Raw genomic sequence first — 17659 nt, forward strand, 5'->3', positions numbered from 1 at the left:
CAGGTATGTACGCAATTATTGAAACTGGTGGAAAGCAAGTGAAAGTAGAAGAAGGTCAATCTATCTACGTTGAGAAAGTGAACGTTGAAGAAGGTGGCATCGTTACTTTCGATAAAGTTCTTTTTGTAGGTGGAGAAGATGTGAAAGTTGGAAGCCCTGTTGTTGAAGGCGCTACTGTAACAGGTAAAGTTGAAAAACACGGCAAACAAAAGAAAATCATCGTTTTCAAATACAAAGCGAAAAAGAACAACCGTAAAAAACAAGGTCACCGTCAGCCTTACACAAAAGTAACAATCGAAAAGATTAGCTTCTAAGGCGACGCGTATGATTAAAGTAAAGGTAGTGCGAGCTGATGAGCGAATTTCTTCGTTCAGTATATCAGGACACGCCGATTTTGCACAAAAAGGTCAGGATATCGTTTGTGCAGGGGTATCTGCAGTAGCTTTTGGCTCTGTAAATGCCGTGATGAGTTTAACTACTGTTGAACCCATCATTAAACAGGCAGGTAAAGATGGCGGTTTTCTTGAAGTCCATTTTCCGGAAACGGATAGCGATGACAAGGTACAATTGTTACTCGAAGGCATGCTTGTTTCCTTACAAACGATTGAACGTGACTATGGTAGATACATGAAAATTATTCTTAGCTAACAGGAGGTGGAATACATGTTAAGATTGGATCTTCAGTTCTTCGCTTCCAAAAAGGGAGTAGGTTCTACAAAGAACGGTCGTGACTCCATTTCTAAACGTCTTGGCGCTAAACGTGCTGATGGACAATTCGTAAGTGGTGGTTCTATCCTTTACCGTCAACGTGGTACAAAAATCTATCCAGGTTTGAACGTTGGCCGTGGTGGAGACGACACTCTTTTCGCTAAAATTGACGGAGTTGTTAAATTTGAGCGCTTGGGTCGTGACAAGAAACAAGTCAGCGTTTACCCAGTAGCACAAGAAGCATAATAAGTAACAGTCAAAAGAAGCTCTAACCTTGTTGGTTGGAGTTTTCTTTTTTAGATATGAGTTTTTTTGGTTAAAACCATTATACTTCCGTATGTACCCCAAGTTATTTACTGCTGGCGAATATATTCCTCTCCTGAAACTCCGCTAAATTTGTTATACTGTAATAGATGATTTGCGATTTTTCCAGGACCTCATTATTCCAATCCGACAGGAGAATGTATTAAGATGGAAACAAAATGGACGACTGTAGAATTACTGAGGCATGCACGTCATGATTGGTTAAACAAAATACAGCTGATTAAAGGAAATATGGCATTAGGTAAAATGGATAGAGTATCTGGTCTTGTAGATGAAATCATTATTGAAGCACAACAGGAAGCGAAAATCTCAAATATGAATATGCCGATGCTTTCCGAACTTTTATTGACAGGTAAGTGGCTTCATTACAAATTCCATATTACATATGAAATTATGGATGATATAAAAGGCTATCCGGAATTGGATGAATTGATAACCAATTGGATGAAGAAGTTTTTCAATGAAGTGAATAGGCAAATAGAAGCATTAGATATCCTGCATTTAACCATCCTGCTCAGCAAAACAGATGAGGATTCATTAAAGATTGGTTTTGATTTTCAGGGACCAGTAAACAATAAAGAAGAATTAATAAAAATGTTTCAGGTAAAAGAGCCTTTAAAAATATCGGGCATTACAGAGGATATTAATTCTTTTTATTTTGAAATAACGGTAAGATAACAATCAAAGAGTTGCAAAAGCAGAAAGTAGGTGTTACCACCCATGTTTGTGGATCAAGTCAAGATTTACGTTAAAGGTGGAGATGGCGGCAATGGAATGGTCGCTTTCCGAAGAGAAAAGTATGTACCTAAGGGCGGTCCGGCCGGTGGAGACGGAGGCCATGGAGCAAATGTTGTATTTGAAGTAGAAGAAGGACTTCGCACACTAATGGATTTCCGATATAAAAGGCATTTTAAAGCACCCAGAGGGGAACATGGAATGTCTAAAAATCAGCATGGTAAGAATTCAGCTGACATGATTGTCAAAGTTCCTCCGGGCACAGTTGTTTCAGATGCCAATACTGGTGAAATTATTGCAGATTTAACCGAACACGGCCAGCGTGCCATTATTGCGAAGGGCGGACGAGGCGGACGTGGTAATACTCGTTTTGCTACACCTGCAAACCCAGCTCCTGAACTATCTGAGAAGGGTGAACCAGGGGTTGAACGTGATATAATTATGGAATTGAAATTACTGGCAGATGTAGGCTTGGTTGGATTTCCGAGTGTAGGTAAATCCACATTGCTATCGTCTGTTTCAGCTGCCAAGCCAAAGATTGCTGAGTACCATTTCACTACGATTGTCCCTAATCTAGGTGTGGTTGAAACCGGAGATGGACGCAGCTTCGTCATGGCAGATTTACCTGGACTGATTGAAGGGGCTCATGAAGGTGTTGGGCTGGGTCATCAATTCCTGCGCCATATTGAGCGTACGCGTGTAATCGTCCATGTCATTGATATGTCCGGTCAGGAAGGCCGTGATCCTTATGAAGATTATGTGACAATTAATAAGGAACTTGAAGAGTATAATTTACGCCTAACGGAAAGGCCGCAAATTATCGCAGCAAGTAAAATGGATATGCCTGATTCTGAAGAGAATTTAAAGGCTTTTAAAGAACAGCTAGAAGATGATGTACCAGTCTTCCCGATTTCATCGGTTACTCATGAAGGCTTGCGTGAATTACTGTTTGCTGTTGCCGATAAAATTGAGGAAACTCCGGAATTCCCGCTTGAGCATGAAGAAGAGACAAGCGGTGTTCATCGTGTTCTCTATAAACATGAGGCAGAAAAAGCAGAATTCGTTATTACACGAGAATCGGACGGTACCTTTGTTGTTACTGGCGATAAGCTTGAAAAACTATTCAAGATGACAGACTTCAGCCGTGATGAATCTATTAAACGCTTTGCCCGCCAGCTTAGAGCAATGGGTGTGGATGAAGCTCTTAGACAGCGCGGAGCAGTTGACGGAGATATTGTTCGTTTAATGGAATATGAATTTGAATTTGTAGATTAAGCACAAAGTTTTAGGATGGTTCCAAAGAGGGTGAACTTGCTTGCATAATAAAGCTGATAAGAAATTTTATTTAGTCAGGGAAGATGTATTGCCTGAGGCGATGCAAAAAACTTTGCAGGCTAAAGAAATGATTGAAAGAGGAAAGGCTGTTTCTGTTTGGGAGGCTGTTAGAAGCGTCGATTTAAGCAGAAGTGCTTTTTATAAGTACAGAGATACAGTTTTTCCTTTTCATTCAGTGGTAAAAGAAAAAATTATTACGCTATTTTTCCATTTGGAAGACAGGTCAGGCACGCTTTCTGAATTACTCGGTATCGTTGCATCCTCGGGATGCAACGTGCTGACCATCCATCAAACCATTCCGATTCAGGGACGTGCAAATGTAACCTTATCGTTAAATACAGGTGAGATGCATATGGAAATGAACGAATTTATAAACCGTTTAAAAAGGCTTGAATTCGTGGATAAGGTTGAAATATTAGGCTCAGGAGCTTGAAAAATAAATACATAGATAGAGAAACAGAGAGGTTTAGAGCAGGGGGAGAACACTTTGGACATACGTATTGCCTATCTAGGGCCAAAAGCTACATTTTGTGATTTGGCAGCATCAAAATTATTTCCCTATGGACAAAGGCAGGCATTTATGACAATTCCTGAATGTATGGATGCTGTGGAAGCTAAGCTGGTTGATTATGCGGTTATTCCATTAGAAAATGCTTTGGAGGGATCAGTCAATATCACACTGGATTATTTGATTCATGAAGTCCCGATTCCGATAGTTGCAGAGTTTTCCGCCCCTATTCGCCAGCATTTAATGGTTCATCCTTCTCATGTCAATGAGTTAACCAGGATTGATCGGATTATTTCGCACAGTCATGCGATAGCCCAATGTCATAAATTCCTGCATGGAGATATGAAAGGCGTACGATGTGAAAGTATTACCTCCACTGCTGCAGCCGCTCACTATATTCAAGAGCATCCGGATGAGATGACAGCAGCGATTGCAAATGAAATGGCTGCTGAAGAATATGGACTTTCGATTGTAAAATGGGATATACACGACTATTCTCATAACCATACACGATTTGTTATTCTGGGCCATAAGCCGTTATCGGAAAAAATGATTCCTATTCAACAAAAAGGAGAAAAAACAACGATTATGGTATTGCTTCCAGCTGACCATGCCGGAGCTCTCCATCAAGTGTTATCAGCCTTTTCGTGGAGGAAGCTTAACCTTTCCAAAATCGAGTCCAGACCATTAAAAACAGGACTTGGCAACTATTTCTTCATTATCGATATCGAACAAAAGATGGATGATATTCTGTTGCCTGGTGCCATTGCCGAAATGGAAGCCTTGGGTTGCCAAGTCACGGTTATGGGCAGTTATTATAGTTATTAATCATCACTCAAGATTAAACGAAGGACCCCTGCTATATTCAGCAGGGGTCCTATTTATTCTTTTACATAATTAAAATTGCGCAGCATATCTTTTTATTCTTTCAAAAAACCTGCATTTCTTAATGCCTGTACTGCTTGCTCGAGCTCCGCTTCACTTGCAGCTTCAATGGTATGAAGATGTAAACCATTTGTTAACTGGGACAAGAGAGAGGCATTTGTATTTTTTAGATTGGCGATAAACTGCCGGACATCTTGTCTGGTGCTGACCATAATGGATGCTGTTAAGTCACCGTACATGGGATGTTCCACTTTTACATCCTTCACCGTAACACCGCAGTCCACTAAAAGCAGTAGTTCCTCTTCTGCTTGTTCAGGTGCATGGAAACTCGCAATAATCCTTGTTTTCCGTTCCAATTTTGGATCGATTTGATGTATATAAATGTACCCACTTGGCGTGGCTATGATTGGTTCATTCCGTGCTTTAAGCAAGGTAATATCTCCAACTATGATTTGGCGGCTGACTGAGCAAATAATAGAGAGCTCACTTCCTGTAATCGGTTCATGACGTTCTTTTAAAATGGATAGGATATATTTACGCCGTTCTTCTGTTGTATATTTTTTCTGGGTCATCACTTATGCCCTCCTTGCTTAGGTGTTATTTTAAAATACTGGTTGTCTTTATTGTAACATAGAGGGATTTCCTTCATAAACCAGAATAATTCCGCATAAATTTTCTTAAATCAATAGCAATCTGCCCAATCAATCATAGTATATATGGACATATGCGTAGGGAGGGATTATGCGTGAAAATACACATCGTCCAAAAGGGCGACACATTATGGAAGATTGCTAAGAAATATGGAGTGAATTTTGAAACATTAAAGAAAATGAATTCACAGCTCAGCAATCCGGATATGCTGATGCCTGGCATGAAAATTAAAATACCCGATAATACGTCTCCATCTGTAAAAAAAGGAGGCAATACAAAGATTAATTTTGGAACCGTAAAGGAAGTTCCTATTTCAGGTGGGAGTTCAAATGTGAAGGAAAGTATAAAAGCAGAGACCGAGACAGTTCCGAGTAAACCGAAAGAGATGCCGATTGTGTCACCACCACCAGCAGTGAAGGAGATGCCAATACAACCGATGGATATTAAAAAAGAAAAGCCTGTTAAAGAAATGCCTAAAATGCCGTATGTCGCCCCACAGGCCATTGTAAAACCTGTTGTACCAGAAATTGATATCAACAACTATTATTTAATGAATATGGCCAAAATGGAAATGCAAACACCTCCTCCTATGCCTATTATTAAGGAGGTACCTAAAGTTAAAGAGAAGCCAGTCATAAAAGAAAAGCCAATCATAAAAGAAAAGCCGAAGAAAATGGAAAAACCAATGCCGAAGCCACAGCCCATGCCAATGCCGAAACCGCAGCCAATGCCGCAGTATATGCCGGAATATTGTCCGCCTATGATTCCATATTATGATCCATGCTGCCCGCCAGTTATGATGCATCCATGCATGGCCTATCCAACGCCTTATTTTAATCAGTCATATATGACTGGACCGTCTTATCACCAACCGTCTTTCCACCAGCCTTACTGGGGTCATGGAGACGGAATGGAAGACAGTTCAAGCTTTCACTATGGGCACCACGAATCAAGCCATAAGATGGGAGGCCACCATGGGGATTATTATCCGCAGCAGCAAGGGTATCATCAAGGCGGAACGATGTCCCCGTATGGCCAATTCCCTGTACAGGGAACACAAGGCTACTATCAACATCCAGGATTTGGGCATCATGGATATGAATCTTCCCATTATGGGATGGAATCGTCAAGCCATATGATGGATCATCATTATCAACAGCAACAGCAACAACAGCAATATATTCCGTTTGATGGGTATATACCGAAAGGCTGCGGCTGTTCTGATACAGGAGCACAGGGGTCTTTTTATCAGCCAATGAATCAATATGACCAACAAGGTATGAGTCATTCAATGGGCAAGTATGGCCAACAAGGTATGAGTCAGCCAATGGGTCAGTATGACCAGCAAGGTATGAGTCAATCGATGGGTCAGTATGACCAGCAAGGTATGAGTCATTCAATGGGCCAGTATGACCAACAAGGTATGAGTCAGCCAATGGGTCAGTATGACCAACAAGGTATGGGTCAGCCAATGGGTCAGTATGACCAACAAGGTATGAGTCAGCCAATGGGTCAGTATGACCAACAAGGTATGAGTCATTCAATGGGCCAGTATGACCAACAAGGAATGGGTCAACAAATGGGTCAGTATGAACAGCAAGGCATGAGTCACCCTATGTATCAGCATGCTGCTCAACAACCGTTTTTTCAGGATTCCCAATTTCATCAAAGGTATGGGGGTCAGCAGTTTGAAACAGGATCTCCTTCCTACAATCCCGATGGCCAGCATGTGATACCGCATATCGAGCCGGCAGCATTTGATATGCCAAGGACACAGGAAGAAAGCAGTGAGCAAGAAGGTCAATCATGATGAGGGAGCAGGAGGGAGGCAGTCTAAAAGACTGCCTCCTTGCTTATTTAAGTCAACAAAATATCGTAGTTTATGAGATGAAAGCTATCAAACCAAGATTGATTAAGGTTAGTACAAATAAGGGTATATTTATCGCCAAACAATTTGTAAATCAAAAAAGATTACTCATGCAACTCGAATTTTTAAAAAAGCTGCGAAAAGCAGGGTTCAATGGAGCTTATGTGTTTTCCGATGAAATTAAACCGTTTGGATGCAAAGGTAAATCAATCGGTTTTATAGAATATTTAACGAAGCATCCAAGAAGCTTTACGTATGAAAATTATTCGGAGCGATTAGAAGGTTTGACATTGTTAAATAAGATGCATGAGGCCTCTGCTACGATCATCAATGATTTGACAGTGGAAAAACACACTTTTTCACAAGTGTCAAAATGGAGAGAACGATTAGGAGAATTTACATCTAATAGGAATATGCTCAACAGAGTTATTCCCGACTCGATGCTGACCGAGTATTTAAGAATGGGAGAATGGGCATTGGATAAGCTGGGTTCATACGAGCTTGAGGAAGTGGATGAAGATCCTGTTATCATTCACGGCGACCTGGCACATCACAATTTTTTTAGAAAAGATGATGGTGAGCTTCTCCTTATTGATTTTGATTTGATGGCTGAAGCACCGCCTATGATAGATTATTTACAGTATGCCAACAGATTGCTAATTTTTAATAATTGCTCATTGAAAGAGATTCTTACTTTTCCTCAGTTTAAAAAATATCGGGATAATCCTTTCTTTTTGATTGGGCTTAGTTTTCCAACAGATATTTATAGAGAATGGAATCGCATCTGCCGTGATCAATTATGGAGTTCCAACCGTCGTCTCGACTCCCTTTGGGATATTACCGTGGAAGATTTACCAAAGAGAATCTATTTTTTTAGAGAATTGAAGTCGAAGATAGGGCTTTTGTAAAAATTAATCGTGCAAAAATGTAAGGAATAGTGAAATAACCAATAGATAATTGAAAGATGAGCGTCGTGGATGTTCATCTTTTTTGTCATGAGCTTGGAAAGAAGCGATATCTGTCTGAAGGCTAAGGATACTTACTAATGAATATGAGCAGAAAAGACCGCAGTAATCAGCTGAAATCAGTATAATAAACCAAATGATTAGAATAGATAGAGGAGAACGAATCAATATGAATATACTTTCGATCGCTGATATACACGGTAACAGAAACATCTATAAACATATCATAGAAGTCATAAGAGAAAAAGATGTTGATGTGTTAATTCTCCCGGGTGACTTATATCCAAAACCATTTAGTGTCACTTTTGAGATGTTTAAAGCAATCCAGGAGGAATCTGCCCAAGAAATCTCGAGTCTTTTTAAACATTTGGATATTCCAATATATTATGTGTTAGGAAACGATGACTGGGTAGACTCGGAAATAAAGAGCGGCATAAATTTACACGGTAAAGTCGTTGAGCATATGGGTATTCACTTTACGGGCTTTGAATATATCAAGGAAACACCTTTTTTCACAAATCGAGAGCTTTCTGAGGATCAACTGAAAATAGCATTTCGTAAGCAAATAAACACCTTACAACTAAAAAGTAAAGAACCGTTGGTTATCGTGGCTCATACTCCGCTATTCGAGAAACAGGACAGAATAACAGGAGGGGAGCGAGTGGGAAGCCAGTCGTTACGCATGGAGATAGAGAACCTGAACCCCCTCATTTATTTAGGTGGTCATATTCATGAAGATTTTGGAGCGGACAAATTAGGTGACACCTATGTATTTAATTGCGCTTGCTCTCATGAAATAGATTTGTTAAGAGGTTATGTAATTAGAATAAAAGAAGGTCAAGTAACTTACGAAGATGTCATTCGGTAACATATAAACAAAGAGCGGACCGCTCTCTAGAAAACAATAGTCACAAAGATTTTGCTGCAGGACGTGGCGTTCTTAGTCCTTGGTCCTTAGTGCAGTCGTCTCAGCTTTTCGTGAGATCCAGCTTCGGCTCCTAGGCCCTCGAGTCATAAGTATAGCCACTTCGGGGAAGGGACGTCCCCTGCGTGCCTCTTACTTATGCTTGTCGCTCCTGAACAGTCGCCTCAGCTTTTCGTATTAATTTCAATTTTTTGGGGATACTGGTGGAGAGTTGATTTACATCTTAGTGAGGTGGGTTAGATGAATGGACGGTACTTTTTCCTGGTGGCTTGTTTGTTTTGTTTAATAGTCATTCCAGGTATGAATGATCACGTAGGTGTTGCGGTTAGAAACGATGCCGGTCAGGATAGTCCGGTCCTTGGAATTGCTCCAATCCAGCGAACAGTCATTCTTCAGCGAGTATATTTGGATGGAGAGATGAGTGAAGAAAAAATCGAGGAAACGATTATTTCCATGGATGATTTTTGGAGAAAATATGATAAGTGGCTATTGGTGGACCAAAACGATCAGCAGCTTGTATTCCAAACGTATGTTGATGATATTTCTCCCTTATTAAAGGGAAATGGGTATTTTGGGATTAAATCTGATGGAACGATTACTATTTTTAACGGCAAGCCTGCCAGGGATCAAATCATTCAATCTTTCTATCAAATTGATTTAAAGAAGCTGGAATCCACTGAAAAATCGGAATTGCAGAATGGTGTTAGGATCGTAAATAAAGAAAGATATCTTAAGTTCTTGGAAGTTTATAAATCTTATTCAACACCGACGTCTAAAACGCTTCAATAATTTATAAAAGAGCTGATCGTTTGCCTGCGACAGCTCTTTTGGCTGTTTTCTTAAAAATCAAAAAATCAAACATTTGTGCTGGTAGTGTATAATGGTTAAATGTAGTATGGTACAATGGTTTACAGTCGAATTAGAGGAGAGGTAAACGTTGTACGATTTTATAAAAGGTCGGATAGACTATGTCTGTCCTGAATATATAGTAGTCGAGAATAACGGGATTGGTTATTTAATTCATGCGCCAAATCCATTTGTATTTTCCGGAACGAAAGAGGAAAAGAAAATATACGTACATCACTATGTACGTGAAGACTTACAGGCACTGTACGGTTTTAGTTCAAGAGAAGAAAAGAAACTGTTTATAAAATTATTAAATGTCACAGGTATCGGGCCAAAAGGTGCGCTTGCTGTACTCGCGAGTGGAAGAGTCGATCAGGTTGTGGAAGCCATTGAATCTGAGGATGAGAAGTTTCTTGTTAAATTTCCGGGCATTGGAAAGAAAACCGCAAGACAAATGATCCTTGACCTAAAAGGGAAGCTTGAAGATGTTTCTCCAGATGCATTCCCTGATTTATTCCAAACAGCAGATGGAAAAGAATTGAGCTACTCCACCAAGAATATTGCATTGGAAGAAGCATTGCTTGCTTTGCAGGCACTTGGTTACTCCGAGAAAGAAGTTAAGAAATTGGTGCCGAAGCTTGAAAAAGAGGAGAAAACAACGGAAGAATATATAAAAGGTGCATTACAGCTTATGTTGAAATAGGAGGTGGACAACTTGGAAGAGCGAATCATGGACCTGCATGCACAAAATCAGGATGAGACGTTTGAATATAGTCTGAGACCCCATTCACTTGAACAATATATTGGGCAGGATAAAGTAAAAGAGAATTTACGTGTATTTATTGAAGCAGCCAAAATGAGAGAAGAGGCGCTTGACCATGTGCTGCTGTATGGCCCACCGGGACTTGGTAAAACGACATTGGCCACAATCATTGCGAATGAAATGGGAGTGGAAATTCGGACTACATCTGGACCTGCTATTGAACGCCCTGGCGATTTAGCTGCTATCTTAAGTTCTCTTCAGCCTGGTGAGGTTTTATTTATTGATGAAATCCATCGACTGCCAAAATCTGTTGAGGAGGTATTGTATCCAGCGATGGAGGATTTTTGCCTCGATATCGTAATCGGTAAAGGACCGGGAGCGCGTTCTGTTCGATTGGATTTGCCTCCTTTCACCCTTGTGGGAGCCACAACAAGAGCAGGTGCTTTATCAGCACCATTACGTGACCGTTTCGGTGTCATATCCAGGTTGGAGTATTATACTGAGTCACAGCTGCGGGAAATTGTGACACGTACAGCCCAGGTACTGGATACGGCTATTGAGGAATCAGCGGCGAGCGAAATTGCCCGCAGGTCCAGGGGCACGCCAAGGATTGCAAATAGATTGCTTAGAAGAGTGCGTGACTTTGCACAGGTACGTGGCGACGGAGATATTCAGTTTGGTTTAGCTGATTATGCTTTGGAATTAATGCAGGTTGATAAGGTTGGACTTGACCAGATTGATAGAAAGTTATTGCTTGGAATTATAGAGAAGTTTAAGGGCGGACCTGTAGGGCTGGATACGATTGCAGCTACAATTGGGGAAGAATCCGGAACGATAGAGGATGTGTATGAGCCCTATTTGATGCAGATTGGATTTATGCAGCGTACCCCTCGCGGCCGGATTGTGACTGAACATGTGTATCGCCATTTCAATTTGGAAGTGCCAAATTCATGAATCATTTACCAAAAACGATTATGATGATAGGTGTGGCCATTTTTGTGGTTGGTTTTTTAATGCAATTCATTAAAATTGGACGGCTTCCGGGTGATATTTTATTAAAAAAAGGAAATACTACATTTTATTTTCCTATTATGACGTCTATTATTGTCAGTATCTTATTATCAGTATTTTTTTATATCATCAGCCGTTTTAAATGAATTAAATGTTGTCGTCATAGATAGAGATGTAAATTCCGCCATTTGAGTGTGCTGCATGATTACTAGTTAAAGAAATGGAAGTGTCACCATGAAAGTAGATTTATTTGATTTTCATCTGCCTGAGGAATTAATTGCGCAAACTCCGCTTGAAAAACGCGAAGAAAGCAGATTGATGGTCCTTGATAAAGAGACAGGTGATGTGAATCATACGCAATTTAAGCATATTAAAGAATTCTTGAAACCTGGAGATTGCCTCGTTCTAAACGATACAAAGGTATTGCCGGCCAGGTTGCACGGCGAGAAGAAGGATACAGGTGCTCATATAGAGCTTCTTCTTTTGAAGCAAATTAAAGGGGACGTATGGGAAACGCTTGCCAAACCAGCGAAACGTATTCGCGTTGGAACAGAGGTTGTGTTTGGTGACGGCCAGCTTACAGCTGTTTGTGTAAAAGAGATGGAGCATGGCGGCAGGGAATTTGAATTTAAATATGACGGAATCTTTTATGAAGTATTAGAGGAACTTGGCGAAATGCCTTTGCCTCCGTATATTAAAGAGCGGTTATCGGACAAAGACCGCTATCAAACTGTATATGCACGGGAAGAAGGTTCAGCAGCTGCCCCTACAGCCGGACTGCATTTTACGGAAGAACTGCTTGCAGAGATTAAAGAAATGGGTGTACATTTAGCTTTTATCACGCTTCATGTTGGACTTGGAACCTTCCGACCTGTCTCATCCGATACAATTGAAGGGCATGATATGCATTCTGAGTTTTATCAAATGAATGCTGAAACAGCTCAGCTATTAAATCGGGTTAGAGCAGAGGGTGGTAATATATTCTCGGTGGGAACTACCTCCACACGTACTCTTGAAACGATTGCCCGCGATCACAATGGAAGCTTTGCTGAGGCAAGTGGATGGACTAATATTTTTATCTATCCTGGATTTGAATTTAAAGCTATTGATGGAATGATTACGAATTTCCATCTTCCTAAGTCCACGTTGATTATGTTGATTAGCGCTCTTGCTGGGCGTGAACATGTATTAAATGCATATAATACTGCCGTTCGTGAAAAATATAGATTTTTCAGCTTTGGCGACGCAATGTTTATTAAGTAAGATTTTTGAGAGGAGTATCACGATTGACAGCAATCCGTTATGAATTAATTAAAACATGTAAACAGACAGGAGCCCGACTGGGACGGGTTCATACACCTCATGGAACTTTTGAAACACCCGCGTTTATGCCTGTAGGAACTTTGGCTACAGTTAAAACGATGTCACCAGAAGAATTGAAACAAATGGGTGCCAATATTATATTAGGCAATACGTATCATTTGTGGCTGCGACCAGGTACAGAGGTCATTAAGGCTGCAGGTGGGTTACACAAATTTATGAACTGGGATCGTGCAATTTTAACTGATTCCGGCGGTTTCCAGGTTTTCAGTCTGAGTCAATTCAGAAAAATTGAAGAAGAGGGCGTGCATTTCCGTAACCATTTAAACGGTGATAAATTATTTTTATCTCCTGAAAAGGCTATGGAAATCCAAAATATTTTAGGATCTGACATTATGATGGCATTTGATGAATGCCCTCCATATCCAGCAACACATGAATATATGAAAAAATCCGTTGAGAGAACATCCAGATGGGCAGAGCGCTGTCTGAATGCGCATGAAAGACCAAATGATCAAGGGCTATTTGGAATCGTACAGGGTGGAGAATATGAAGATCTTCGCCGCCAAAGTGCCAGCGATTTAGTATCTTTGGATTTTCCGGGATATGCTATTGGCGGATTAAGTGTAGGGGAGCCGAAGGATGTCATGAATCGTGCTCTTGAATTCACTACTCCGTTATTGCCGTCCAATAAACCACGTTATTTAATGGGTGTTGGTTCTCCGGACTCCCTAATTGATGGAGCAATCCGTGGAGTTGATATGTTTGACTGCGTATTGCCAACGAGAATTGCCCGTAACGGTACACTGATGACTTCTGAAGGAAGACTAGTCGTTAAGAATGCCAAATATTCTATGGATTTTGGTCCATTGGATCCGAATTGTGACTGTCATGTTTGTAAAACATATTCAAGAGCGTATATTCGCCACCTTATTAGATGTGACGAAACATTCGGAATTCGCTTAACCTCTTATCATAATCTATATTTTCTGCTAAACTTAATGGAGCAAGTTCGACAAGCCATCAGGGAAGACCGGCTTGGAGACTTTAGGGAAGAATTTTTTGAGAATTATGGGTTCAATAAACCAAATGCAAAAAACTTCTAACCATTCTTACTAATGTAATGAAAGGAGTGAAAATAATATGGTATTATCCCAATTTTTGCTACCGATTTTGCTGTTGGTGTTTTTCTACTTTATCTTAATCCGTCCTCAGCAAAAGAGACAAAAAGCAACTGAACAAATGCAAGCTGCCTTACAAAGAGGAGATAAAGTCGTGACGATCGGCGGTCTTCACGGAACTGTTGATTCTATTAATGAAGGTACAGTAATTATCAAGAGTCCAGACGGTTCTCGTCTAACATTTGATAGAAGATCTGTTTCTCAAGTAGTTGAGAAAAAAGAAAGTCCAGTAACAACAACAAAAGAAGATTAATATGAAAAAACCTAGCCGAATGGCTAGGTTTTTTTAGTTTCGTGATCCGCCATTCATATTTACCCCCAGTACTCCACCCATCATAGCCGTGATAATAAAACAGCCATTATAGATTAGCTGCGTGGATGTAAATACGGTCTCAAGCCCCAGATATTGATAGAGGAAAACAATTAAAGTATAGATTAGGCCTGTACTGCCTCCGAGCAGCCATCCTTGTTTTTTCCCCTTTCCACCGGATATAAATCCCCCAATAAACAAAGTTAAAAAAGAGAGAGCCATGATGATATACGTTAGAGAAGATTCAGAAATGCTGGTGAATCTAAGTAGCAAAGAAAATAATAAGCTGAACAAAGCAGCCATAATAAAGATGGTTACAACTCCGTACAAAATGGCAGAACCTATGTTTTTTGTTTCGATTATGGTCAACCTCCTTATCTTCTATTGGATCTCTATAAATAATTTATTCTGTTTATTTTTATTTAGAATGTATTTTTGTACAACCAGTCAATCAAATGACTATTTTTTTCTATTTAACAGCAAACTAACAGATGTATTTGATTGGAGGGAATATAGGTTGCTTGAATATTTGGAAATTATAGGGCGTACTAGCCTTTTATATGTTATTATTTTGTTGGTTTTTCGGATCATGGGGAAACGGGAAATAGGAGAGCTAAGTCTTCTAGATTTAGTCGTTTTTATGATGATGGCGGATATAGCTGTTATAGCTATTGAAAATCCTGATGATAGTATGTGGAAAGCGATTTTGCCGATAGCAGTCATATCCATTATTCAAATTATACTTGCCTTTATATCACTTAAAGTGCCATTCATCCGCAAACTGATTGATGGAAAGCCATCTATTATTATACATAATGGAAAAATTGACAAAAATGCAATGAGAATGCTGCGTTATAATTTTGATGATTTGCTTATACAGTTACGCGATGAAGAAGTAGAAAAAATGAGTGATGTTGAATTTGCCATTTTTGAGCCTTCCGGGAAATTATCGATTTACAAGAAAAAATCAATTAAAAAAAATAAACAGCCAGGTCCAATCTTTGCTCTCATTCAAGATGGAGTGATACAAAAGCAAAATCTTAGAGAGATTGGAAAATCAGAGAGCTGGCTAATTCAGGAATTAGCTAAAAAAGGTTATACAGACGTAAAACAAATTCTGTTTTGCAGTTTAGAAGATGACGACCTATATATTAATAACAGTGAGTAGTTCATTGTTATGGAAATAATGCAATCTTGGATAATAGAGGGCCAATAATAGGAACTCTCCTGATTTCCTTTTTTCGTATTAAGCCTGTCAATAAACAACCGATTGCGAAAACAATTACGATAACGGCTATCGAAATAATCAAACGCTGAATCATAGGGATTCCGATTAACCATTGTTCATAGAGCATGTGTCCGATTAATCCGGAGATGGACATGACGACAAGAGCCATGATGTATTCATGCAAGTAAATGGTTAAGTGGATTTTCTTCATAACAGTAGCGAAATGTAAAAGAGTAACAAGCACAGTAGATACACAGATGGCAATAGCAGCTCCCATAATCCCGATATTCGGCTGTGTTACGAGTGTGAGGATTAAGATGATTTTTGTTATTGATCCAATTAGACTGTTAAACATAGCCGCTCTGGCCATATTAAGAGCCTGCAACGTAGCCTGAAGAGGACCTTGAAAAAAGAAGAGCAGAAAAAAGGGTGCCATAAATCGTACATATATGCTGGCATGGTCATTATGATACATGACCTGCATGACTGGTTCAGCAAGTACATATAGAGTGACCACGGCTAGGGAGCCACTTAAAAAAGCAAATCGGAGCGACTGCTGCAGCCGGTGAATCACTTGTTTGATATTTCCTTTATAATAGGCTTCACTGACAGCAGGGACTAATGATGTACCCAGTGAATGGGTGATAAAGGAAGGAAGCATAAGTAATGGTACGGCATACCCTGCCAGTTCACCATATTGTGCAGTAGCGACGCCAGTCGCAACCCCTGCTGCCAAAAGACTCCTTGCCACAACAATCGGTTCAAAAAACCAAGTAATAGATCCGATCATCCTGCTTCCTGTAGTAGGAATGGCAATGGATAAAAGCTCCTTTAATGTATCTTTACCAGATGAAACATAGTTGAAAAATTGTTTTCTCATTCTGAAACTCTTTTTAAATTTAAACATCAACATTAAATATAGCAAAGAGGCAATTTCTCCAATGACTGAGGCTACCATGGCACCGGCAGCTGCATATTCAATTCCATAGGGCAAAAAGGCTTTCGTCAATGCGGCTATCATTGAAATACGTACAATTTGTTCAATAATATTTGAAATCGCATAGGGCTTCATATTTTGTTTCCCTTGAAAGTATCCGCGCAAGACAGCTGAAACAGCCGTTATTGGTACAATTGGTGCAATCGCCAATAAAGGCAGTAAAGTTCTGGAGTCTGTGAATACATGAGTTGATAAGTATGGAGCAAACATAAATAGTAATGGGGTGAAAATTAGAGAAAGACTTCCGGTCACACATAAGGACACAACCAGTATTTTCTTTGTTTTATGATGATCCCCTTTTGCTGCTGCCTCTGCCACAAATTTTGAGATTGCAATGGGCATTCCAAGCTGAACGATTGCAATCACTAGATATAATGATGGCAATGCCATCATATATAGACCGACGCCCTCTTCACCGATAAAGCGGGCAATCACAATTCGATTAATAAATCCTAAGATCTTCGTAATGAATCCTGCAATCAATAAGATAACAGTTCCCCTTATAAACTTGGACATTCAATTCCCCTCCTTCTCAAACAAGCAGCAATCATATACAATTATCTATATGCATGCAAATGGACTAACCATGACAAGCTTCACAGAAAAAGTGAATATCTATGAAAAATGAGGGTTGGAGGACGATTAAATTGGACAGACAGCATCCGTATGAGAAATTTCGTTCAGAAATGTTACCAGCTTTAAAAAGTAAACAAGAAGAATTTCAATTGTTAGGTTATCCGGAGGTTCAGGGAAACGATATTTGGATGTATTTAACGAATAAAAAATGGAAGAAACCTAATCCTGAAATAAGGGCATATGAAATTTTTCAAGATATTATGAGTGTCAAAGTGGCACATTATATGAATTATGCGACAATAGAGGCATTAAAAGAAGGTGAGGCTATGAAGAAAAATATGGCTTCAGGGCTTGAAGAATTCAAAGATTTATTTTCATGATTTTATAGAAATATAAGCGGTATATATCCATGCATTAATTTCCAATTCATATGAAATCAAATTGACACTTTGTATTCTATCTTTCATAATAAGAACGGTAAAATCAAATTTTAAAAGATTGAAACAACTGGAATAAAACATAGG

22 protein-coding genes are annotated in these 17659 nt (G+C 39.6%); 19 read left to right on the forward strand and 3 right to left on the reverse strand.

Going from position 1 to position 17659, the window contains the following annotated elements:
* Positions 1-5 precede the first annotated feature (5 nt).
* From rplU to pheA, 7 genes are all read left to right on the forward strand, one after another.
* A complete protein-coding gene (rplU, locus tag AC4BHP_RS00790) occupies positions 6-314 on the forward strand; it encodes a 50S ribosomal protein L21 (RefSeq protein WP_066105519.1) in 309 nt (102 codons plus the stop codon).
* A gap of 10 nt (positions 315-324) precedes the next feature.
* A complete protein-coding gene (locus AC4BHP_RS00795; protein ID WP_066105516.1) occupies positions 325-648 on the forward strand; it encodes a ribosomal-processing cysteine protease Prp in 324 nt (107 codons plus the stop codon).
* A gap of 15 nt (positions 649-663) precedes the next feature.
* Complete coding sequence (gene rpmA / locus AC4BHP_RS00800) at positions 664-954, forward strand: 50S ribosomal protein L27 (protein WP_066105513.1); 291 nt, start codon at positions 664-666, stop codon at positions 952-954.
* Positions 955-1179: 225 nt separating this feature from the next.
* Positions 1180-1710 carry a Spo0B domain-containing protein gene (locus tag AC4BHP_RS00805; protein ID WP_066105512.1) on the forward strand — a complete coding sequence of 177 codons (531 nt, stop codon included), beginning with the start codon at positions 1180-1182 and terminating at the stop codon, positions 1708-1710.
* Positions 1711-1752: 42 nt separating this feature from the next.
* Entirely contained in the window at positions 1753-3042 is a 1290-nt protein-coding gene (gene obgE, locus AC4BHP_RS00810) for a GTPase ObgE (RefSeq protein ID WP_139892617.1), read from the forward strand.
* 40 nt (positions 3043-3082) lie between these two features.
* Positions 3083-3535 (forward strand): ACT domain-containing protein, encoded by a 453-nt coding sequence (locus tag AC4BHP_RS00815; protein ID WP_066105503.1) that lies wholly within the window; start codon positions 3083-3085, stop codon positions 3533-3535.
* A gap of 60 nt (positions 3536-3595) precedes the next feature.
* Positions 3596-4438 (forward strand): prephenate dehydratase, encoded by an 843-nt coding sequence (pheA, locus tag AC4BHP_RS00820; protein WP_066105689.1) that lies wholly within the window; start codon positions 3596-3598, stop codon positions 4436-4438.
* A 92-nt stretch (positions 4439-4530) separates the two neighbouring features.
* On the opposite strand, the gene AC4BHP_RS00825 is transcribed toward pheA, so the two are convergent.
* Positions 4531-5070, reverse strand: a complete 540-nt coding sequence (locus AC4BHP_RS00825) for a transcription repressor NadR (protein ID WP_139063840.1) — start codon at positions 5068-5070, stop codon at positions 4531-4533.
* A gap of 170 nt (positions 5071-5240) precedes the next feature.
* Here AC4BHP_RS00825 and safA point away from each other — a divergent pair, with 170 nt between their 5' ends.
* The 10 genes from safA to yajC all read left to right on the forward strand — a co-directional run bounded on the left by safA (position 5241) and on the right by yajC (position 14277).
* The gene (gene safA / locus AC4BHP_RS00830; RefSeq protein ID WP_490551089.1) at positions 5241-6956 is read left to right on the forward strand and encodes a SafA/ExsA family spore coat assembly protein; all 1716 of its coding nucleotides are present in this window, start codon (positions 5241-5243) and stop codon (positions 6954-6956) included.
* Positions 6953-7921 (forward strand): phosphotransferase, encoded by a 969-nt coding sequence (locus AC4BHP_RS00835; protein WP_139892615.1) that lies wholly within the window; start codon positions 6953-6955, stop codon positions 7919-7921. The genes safA and AC4BHP_RS00835 overlap by 4 nt, the downstream gene beginning before the upstream one ends.
* 226 nt (positions 7922-8147) lie before the next feature.
* Positions 8148-8846: a metallophosphoesterase family protein gene (locus tag AC4BHP_RS00840; RefSeq protein ID WP_180350009.1), complete on the forward strand. Its 699-nt coding sequence runs from the start codon at positions 8148-8150 to the stop codon at positions 8844-8846.
* A gap of 297 nt (positions 8847-9143) precedes the next feature.
* Entirely contained in the window at positions 9144-9692 is a 549-nt protein-coding gene (locus tag AC4BHP_RS00845; protein ID WP_066105486.1) for an intercompartmental signaling factor BofC, read from the forward strand.
* Between the two features lie 148 nt (positions 9693-9840).
* Complete coding sequence (ruvA, locus tag AC4BHP_RS00850) at positions 9841-10452, forward strand: Holliday junction branch migration protein RuvA (protein ID WP_490551090.1); 612 nt, start codon at positions 9841-9843, stop codon at positions 10450-10452.
* 12 nt (positions 10453-10464) lie between these two features.
* A complete protein-coding gene (ruvB, locus tag AC4BHP_RS00855; protein ID WP_066105481.1) occupies positions 10465-11466 on the forward strand; it encodes a Holliday junction branch migration DNA helicase RuvB in 1002 nt (333 codons plus the stop codon).
* Positions 11463-11669, forward strand: a complete 207-nt coding sequence (locus AC4BHP_RS00860; protein ID WP_066105478.1) for a DUF2905 domain-containing protein — start codon at positions 11463-11465, stop codon at positions 11667-11669. The genes ruvB and AC4BHP_RS00860 overlap by 4 nt, the downstream gene beginning before the upstream one ends.
* Before the next feature lie 88 nt (positions 11670-11757).
* Positions 11758-12786 carry a tRNA preQ1(34) S-adenosylmethionine ribosyltransferase-isomerase QueA gene (gene queA, locus AC4BHP_RS00865; RefSeq protein ID WP_066105476.1) on the forward strand — a complete coding sequence of 343 codons (1029 nt, stop codon included), beginning with the start codon at positions 11758-11760 and terminating at the stop codon, positions 12784-12786.
* A gap of 23 nt (positions 12787-12809) precedes the next feature.
* Positions 12810-13949 (forward strand): tRNA guanosine(34) transglycosylase Tgt, encoded by a 1140-nt coding sequence (gene tgt / locus AC4BHP_RS00870; protein ID WP_139892612.1) that lies wholly within the window; start codon positions 12810-12812, stop codon positions 13947-13949.
* Between the two features lie 37 nt (positions 13950-13986).
* The gene (gene yajC / locus AC4BHP_RS00875; RefSeq protein WP_066105468.1) at positions 13987-14277 is read left to right on the forward strand and encodes a preprotein translocase subunit YajC; all 291 of its coding nucleotides are present in this window, start codon (positions 13987-13989) and stop codon (positions 14275-14277) included.
* Positions 14278-14310: 33 nt separating this feature from the next.
* Here yajC and AC4BHP_RS00880 read toward each other — a convergent pair whose 3' ends face one another.
* Entirely contained in the window at positions 14311-14703 is a 393-nt protein-coding gene (locus AC4BHP_RS00880) for a TIGR04086 family membrane protein (RefSeq protein ID WP_306821561.1), read from the reverse strand.
* 148 nt (positions 14704-14851) lie between these two features.
* Between AC4BHP_RS00880 and AC4BHP_RS00885 the strand changes: the two genes are divergently transcribed.
* Complete coding sequence (locus tag AC4BHP_RS00885; RefSeq protein WP_066105465.1) at positions 14852-15502, forward strand: DUF421 domain-containing protein; 651 nt, start codon at positions 14852-14854, stop codon at positions 15500-15502.
* A gap of 7 nt (positions 15503-15509) precedes the next feature.
* Here the strand turns inward: AC4BHP_RS00885 and spoVB are convergent, their stop codons facing one another.
* A complete protein-coding gene (spoVB, locus tag AC4BHP_RS00890) occupies positions 15510-17075 on the reverse strand; it encodes a stage V sporulation protein B (protein ID WP_066105462.1) in 1566 nt (521 codons plus the stop codon).
* 131 nt (positions 17076-17206) lie between these two features.
* Here spoVB and AC4BHP_RS00895 point away from each other — a divergent pair, with 131 nt between their 5' ends.
* Positions 17207-17515, forward strand: coding sequence for a post-transcriptional regulator (locus AC4BHP_RS00895; RefSeq protein WP_139063839.1), 309 nt, complete (start codon positions 17207-17209; stop codon positions 17513-17515).
* Positions 17516-17659: the final 144 nt, after the last annotated feature.

It is taken from the genome of Pradoshia sp. Z4_20, from assembly GCF_058216035.1.

Bases quoted from the DNA above. Each gene is read 5' to 3' on its own strand.
- AC4BHP_RS00795 (WP_066105516.1), top strand. From the start codon at position 325: ATGATTAAAGTAAAGGTAGTGCGAGCTGATGAGCGAATTTCTTCGTTC.
- queA (WP_066105476.1), top strand. From the start codon at position 11,758: ATGAAAGTAGATTTATTTGATTTTCATCTGCCTGAGGAATTAATTGCG.
- AC4BHP_RS00840 (WP_180350009.1), top strand. From the start codon at position 8,148: ATGAATATACTTTCGATCGCTGATATACACGGTAACAGAAACATCTAT.
- obgE (WP_139892617.1), top strand. From the start codon at position 1,753: ATGTTTGTGGATCAAGTCAAGATTTACGTTAAAGGTGGAGATGGCGGC.
- AC4BHP_RS00845 (WP_066105486.1), top strand. From the start codon at position 9,144: ATGAATGGACGGTACTTTTTCCTGGTGGCTTGTTTGTTTTGTTTAATA.
- rplU (WP_066105519.1), top strand. From the start codon at position 6: ATGTACGCAATTATTGAAACTGGTGGAAAGCAAGTGAAAGTAGAAGAA.
- AC4BHP_RS00835 (WP_139892615.1), top strand. From the start codon at position 6,953: ATGATGAGGGAGCAGGAGGGAGGCAGTCTAAAAGACTGCCTCCTTGCT.
- rpmA (WP_066105513.1), top strand. From the start codon at position 664: ATGTTAAGATTGGATCTTCAGTTCTTCGCTTCCAAAAAGGGAGTAGGT.
- yajC (WP_066105468.1), top strand. From the start codon at position 13,987: ATGGTATTATCCCAATTTTTGCTACCGATTTTGCTGTTGGTGTTTTTC.
- AC4BHP_RS00860 (WP_066105478.1), top strand. From the start codon at position 11,463: ATGAATCATTTACCAAAAACGATTATGATGATAGGTGTGGCCATTTTT.
- AC4BHP_RS00805 (WP_066105512.1), top strand. From the start codon at position 1,180: ATGGAAACAAAATGGACGACTGTAGAATTACTGAGGCATGCACGTCAT.
- spoVB (WP_066105462.1), bottom strand. From the start codon at position 17,075: ATGTCCAAGTTTATAAGGGGAACTGTTATCTTATTGATTGCAGGATTC.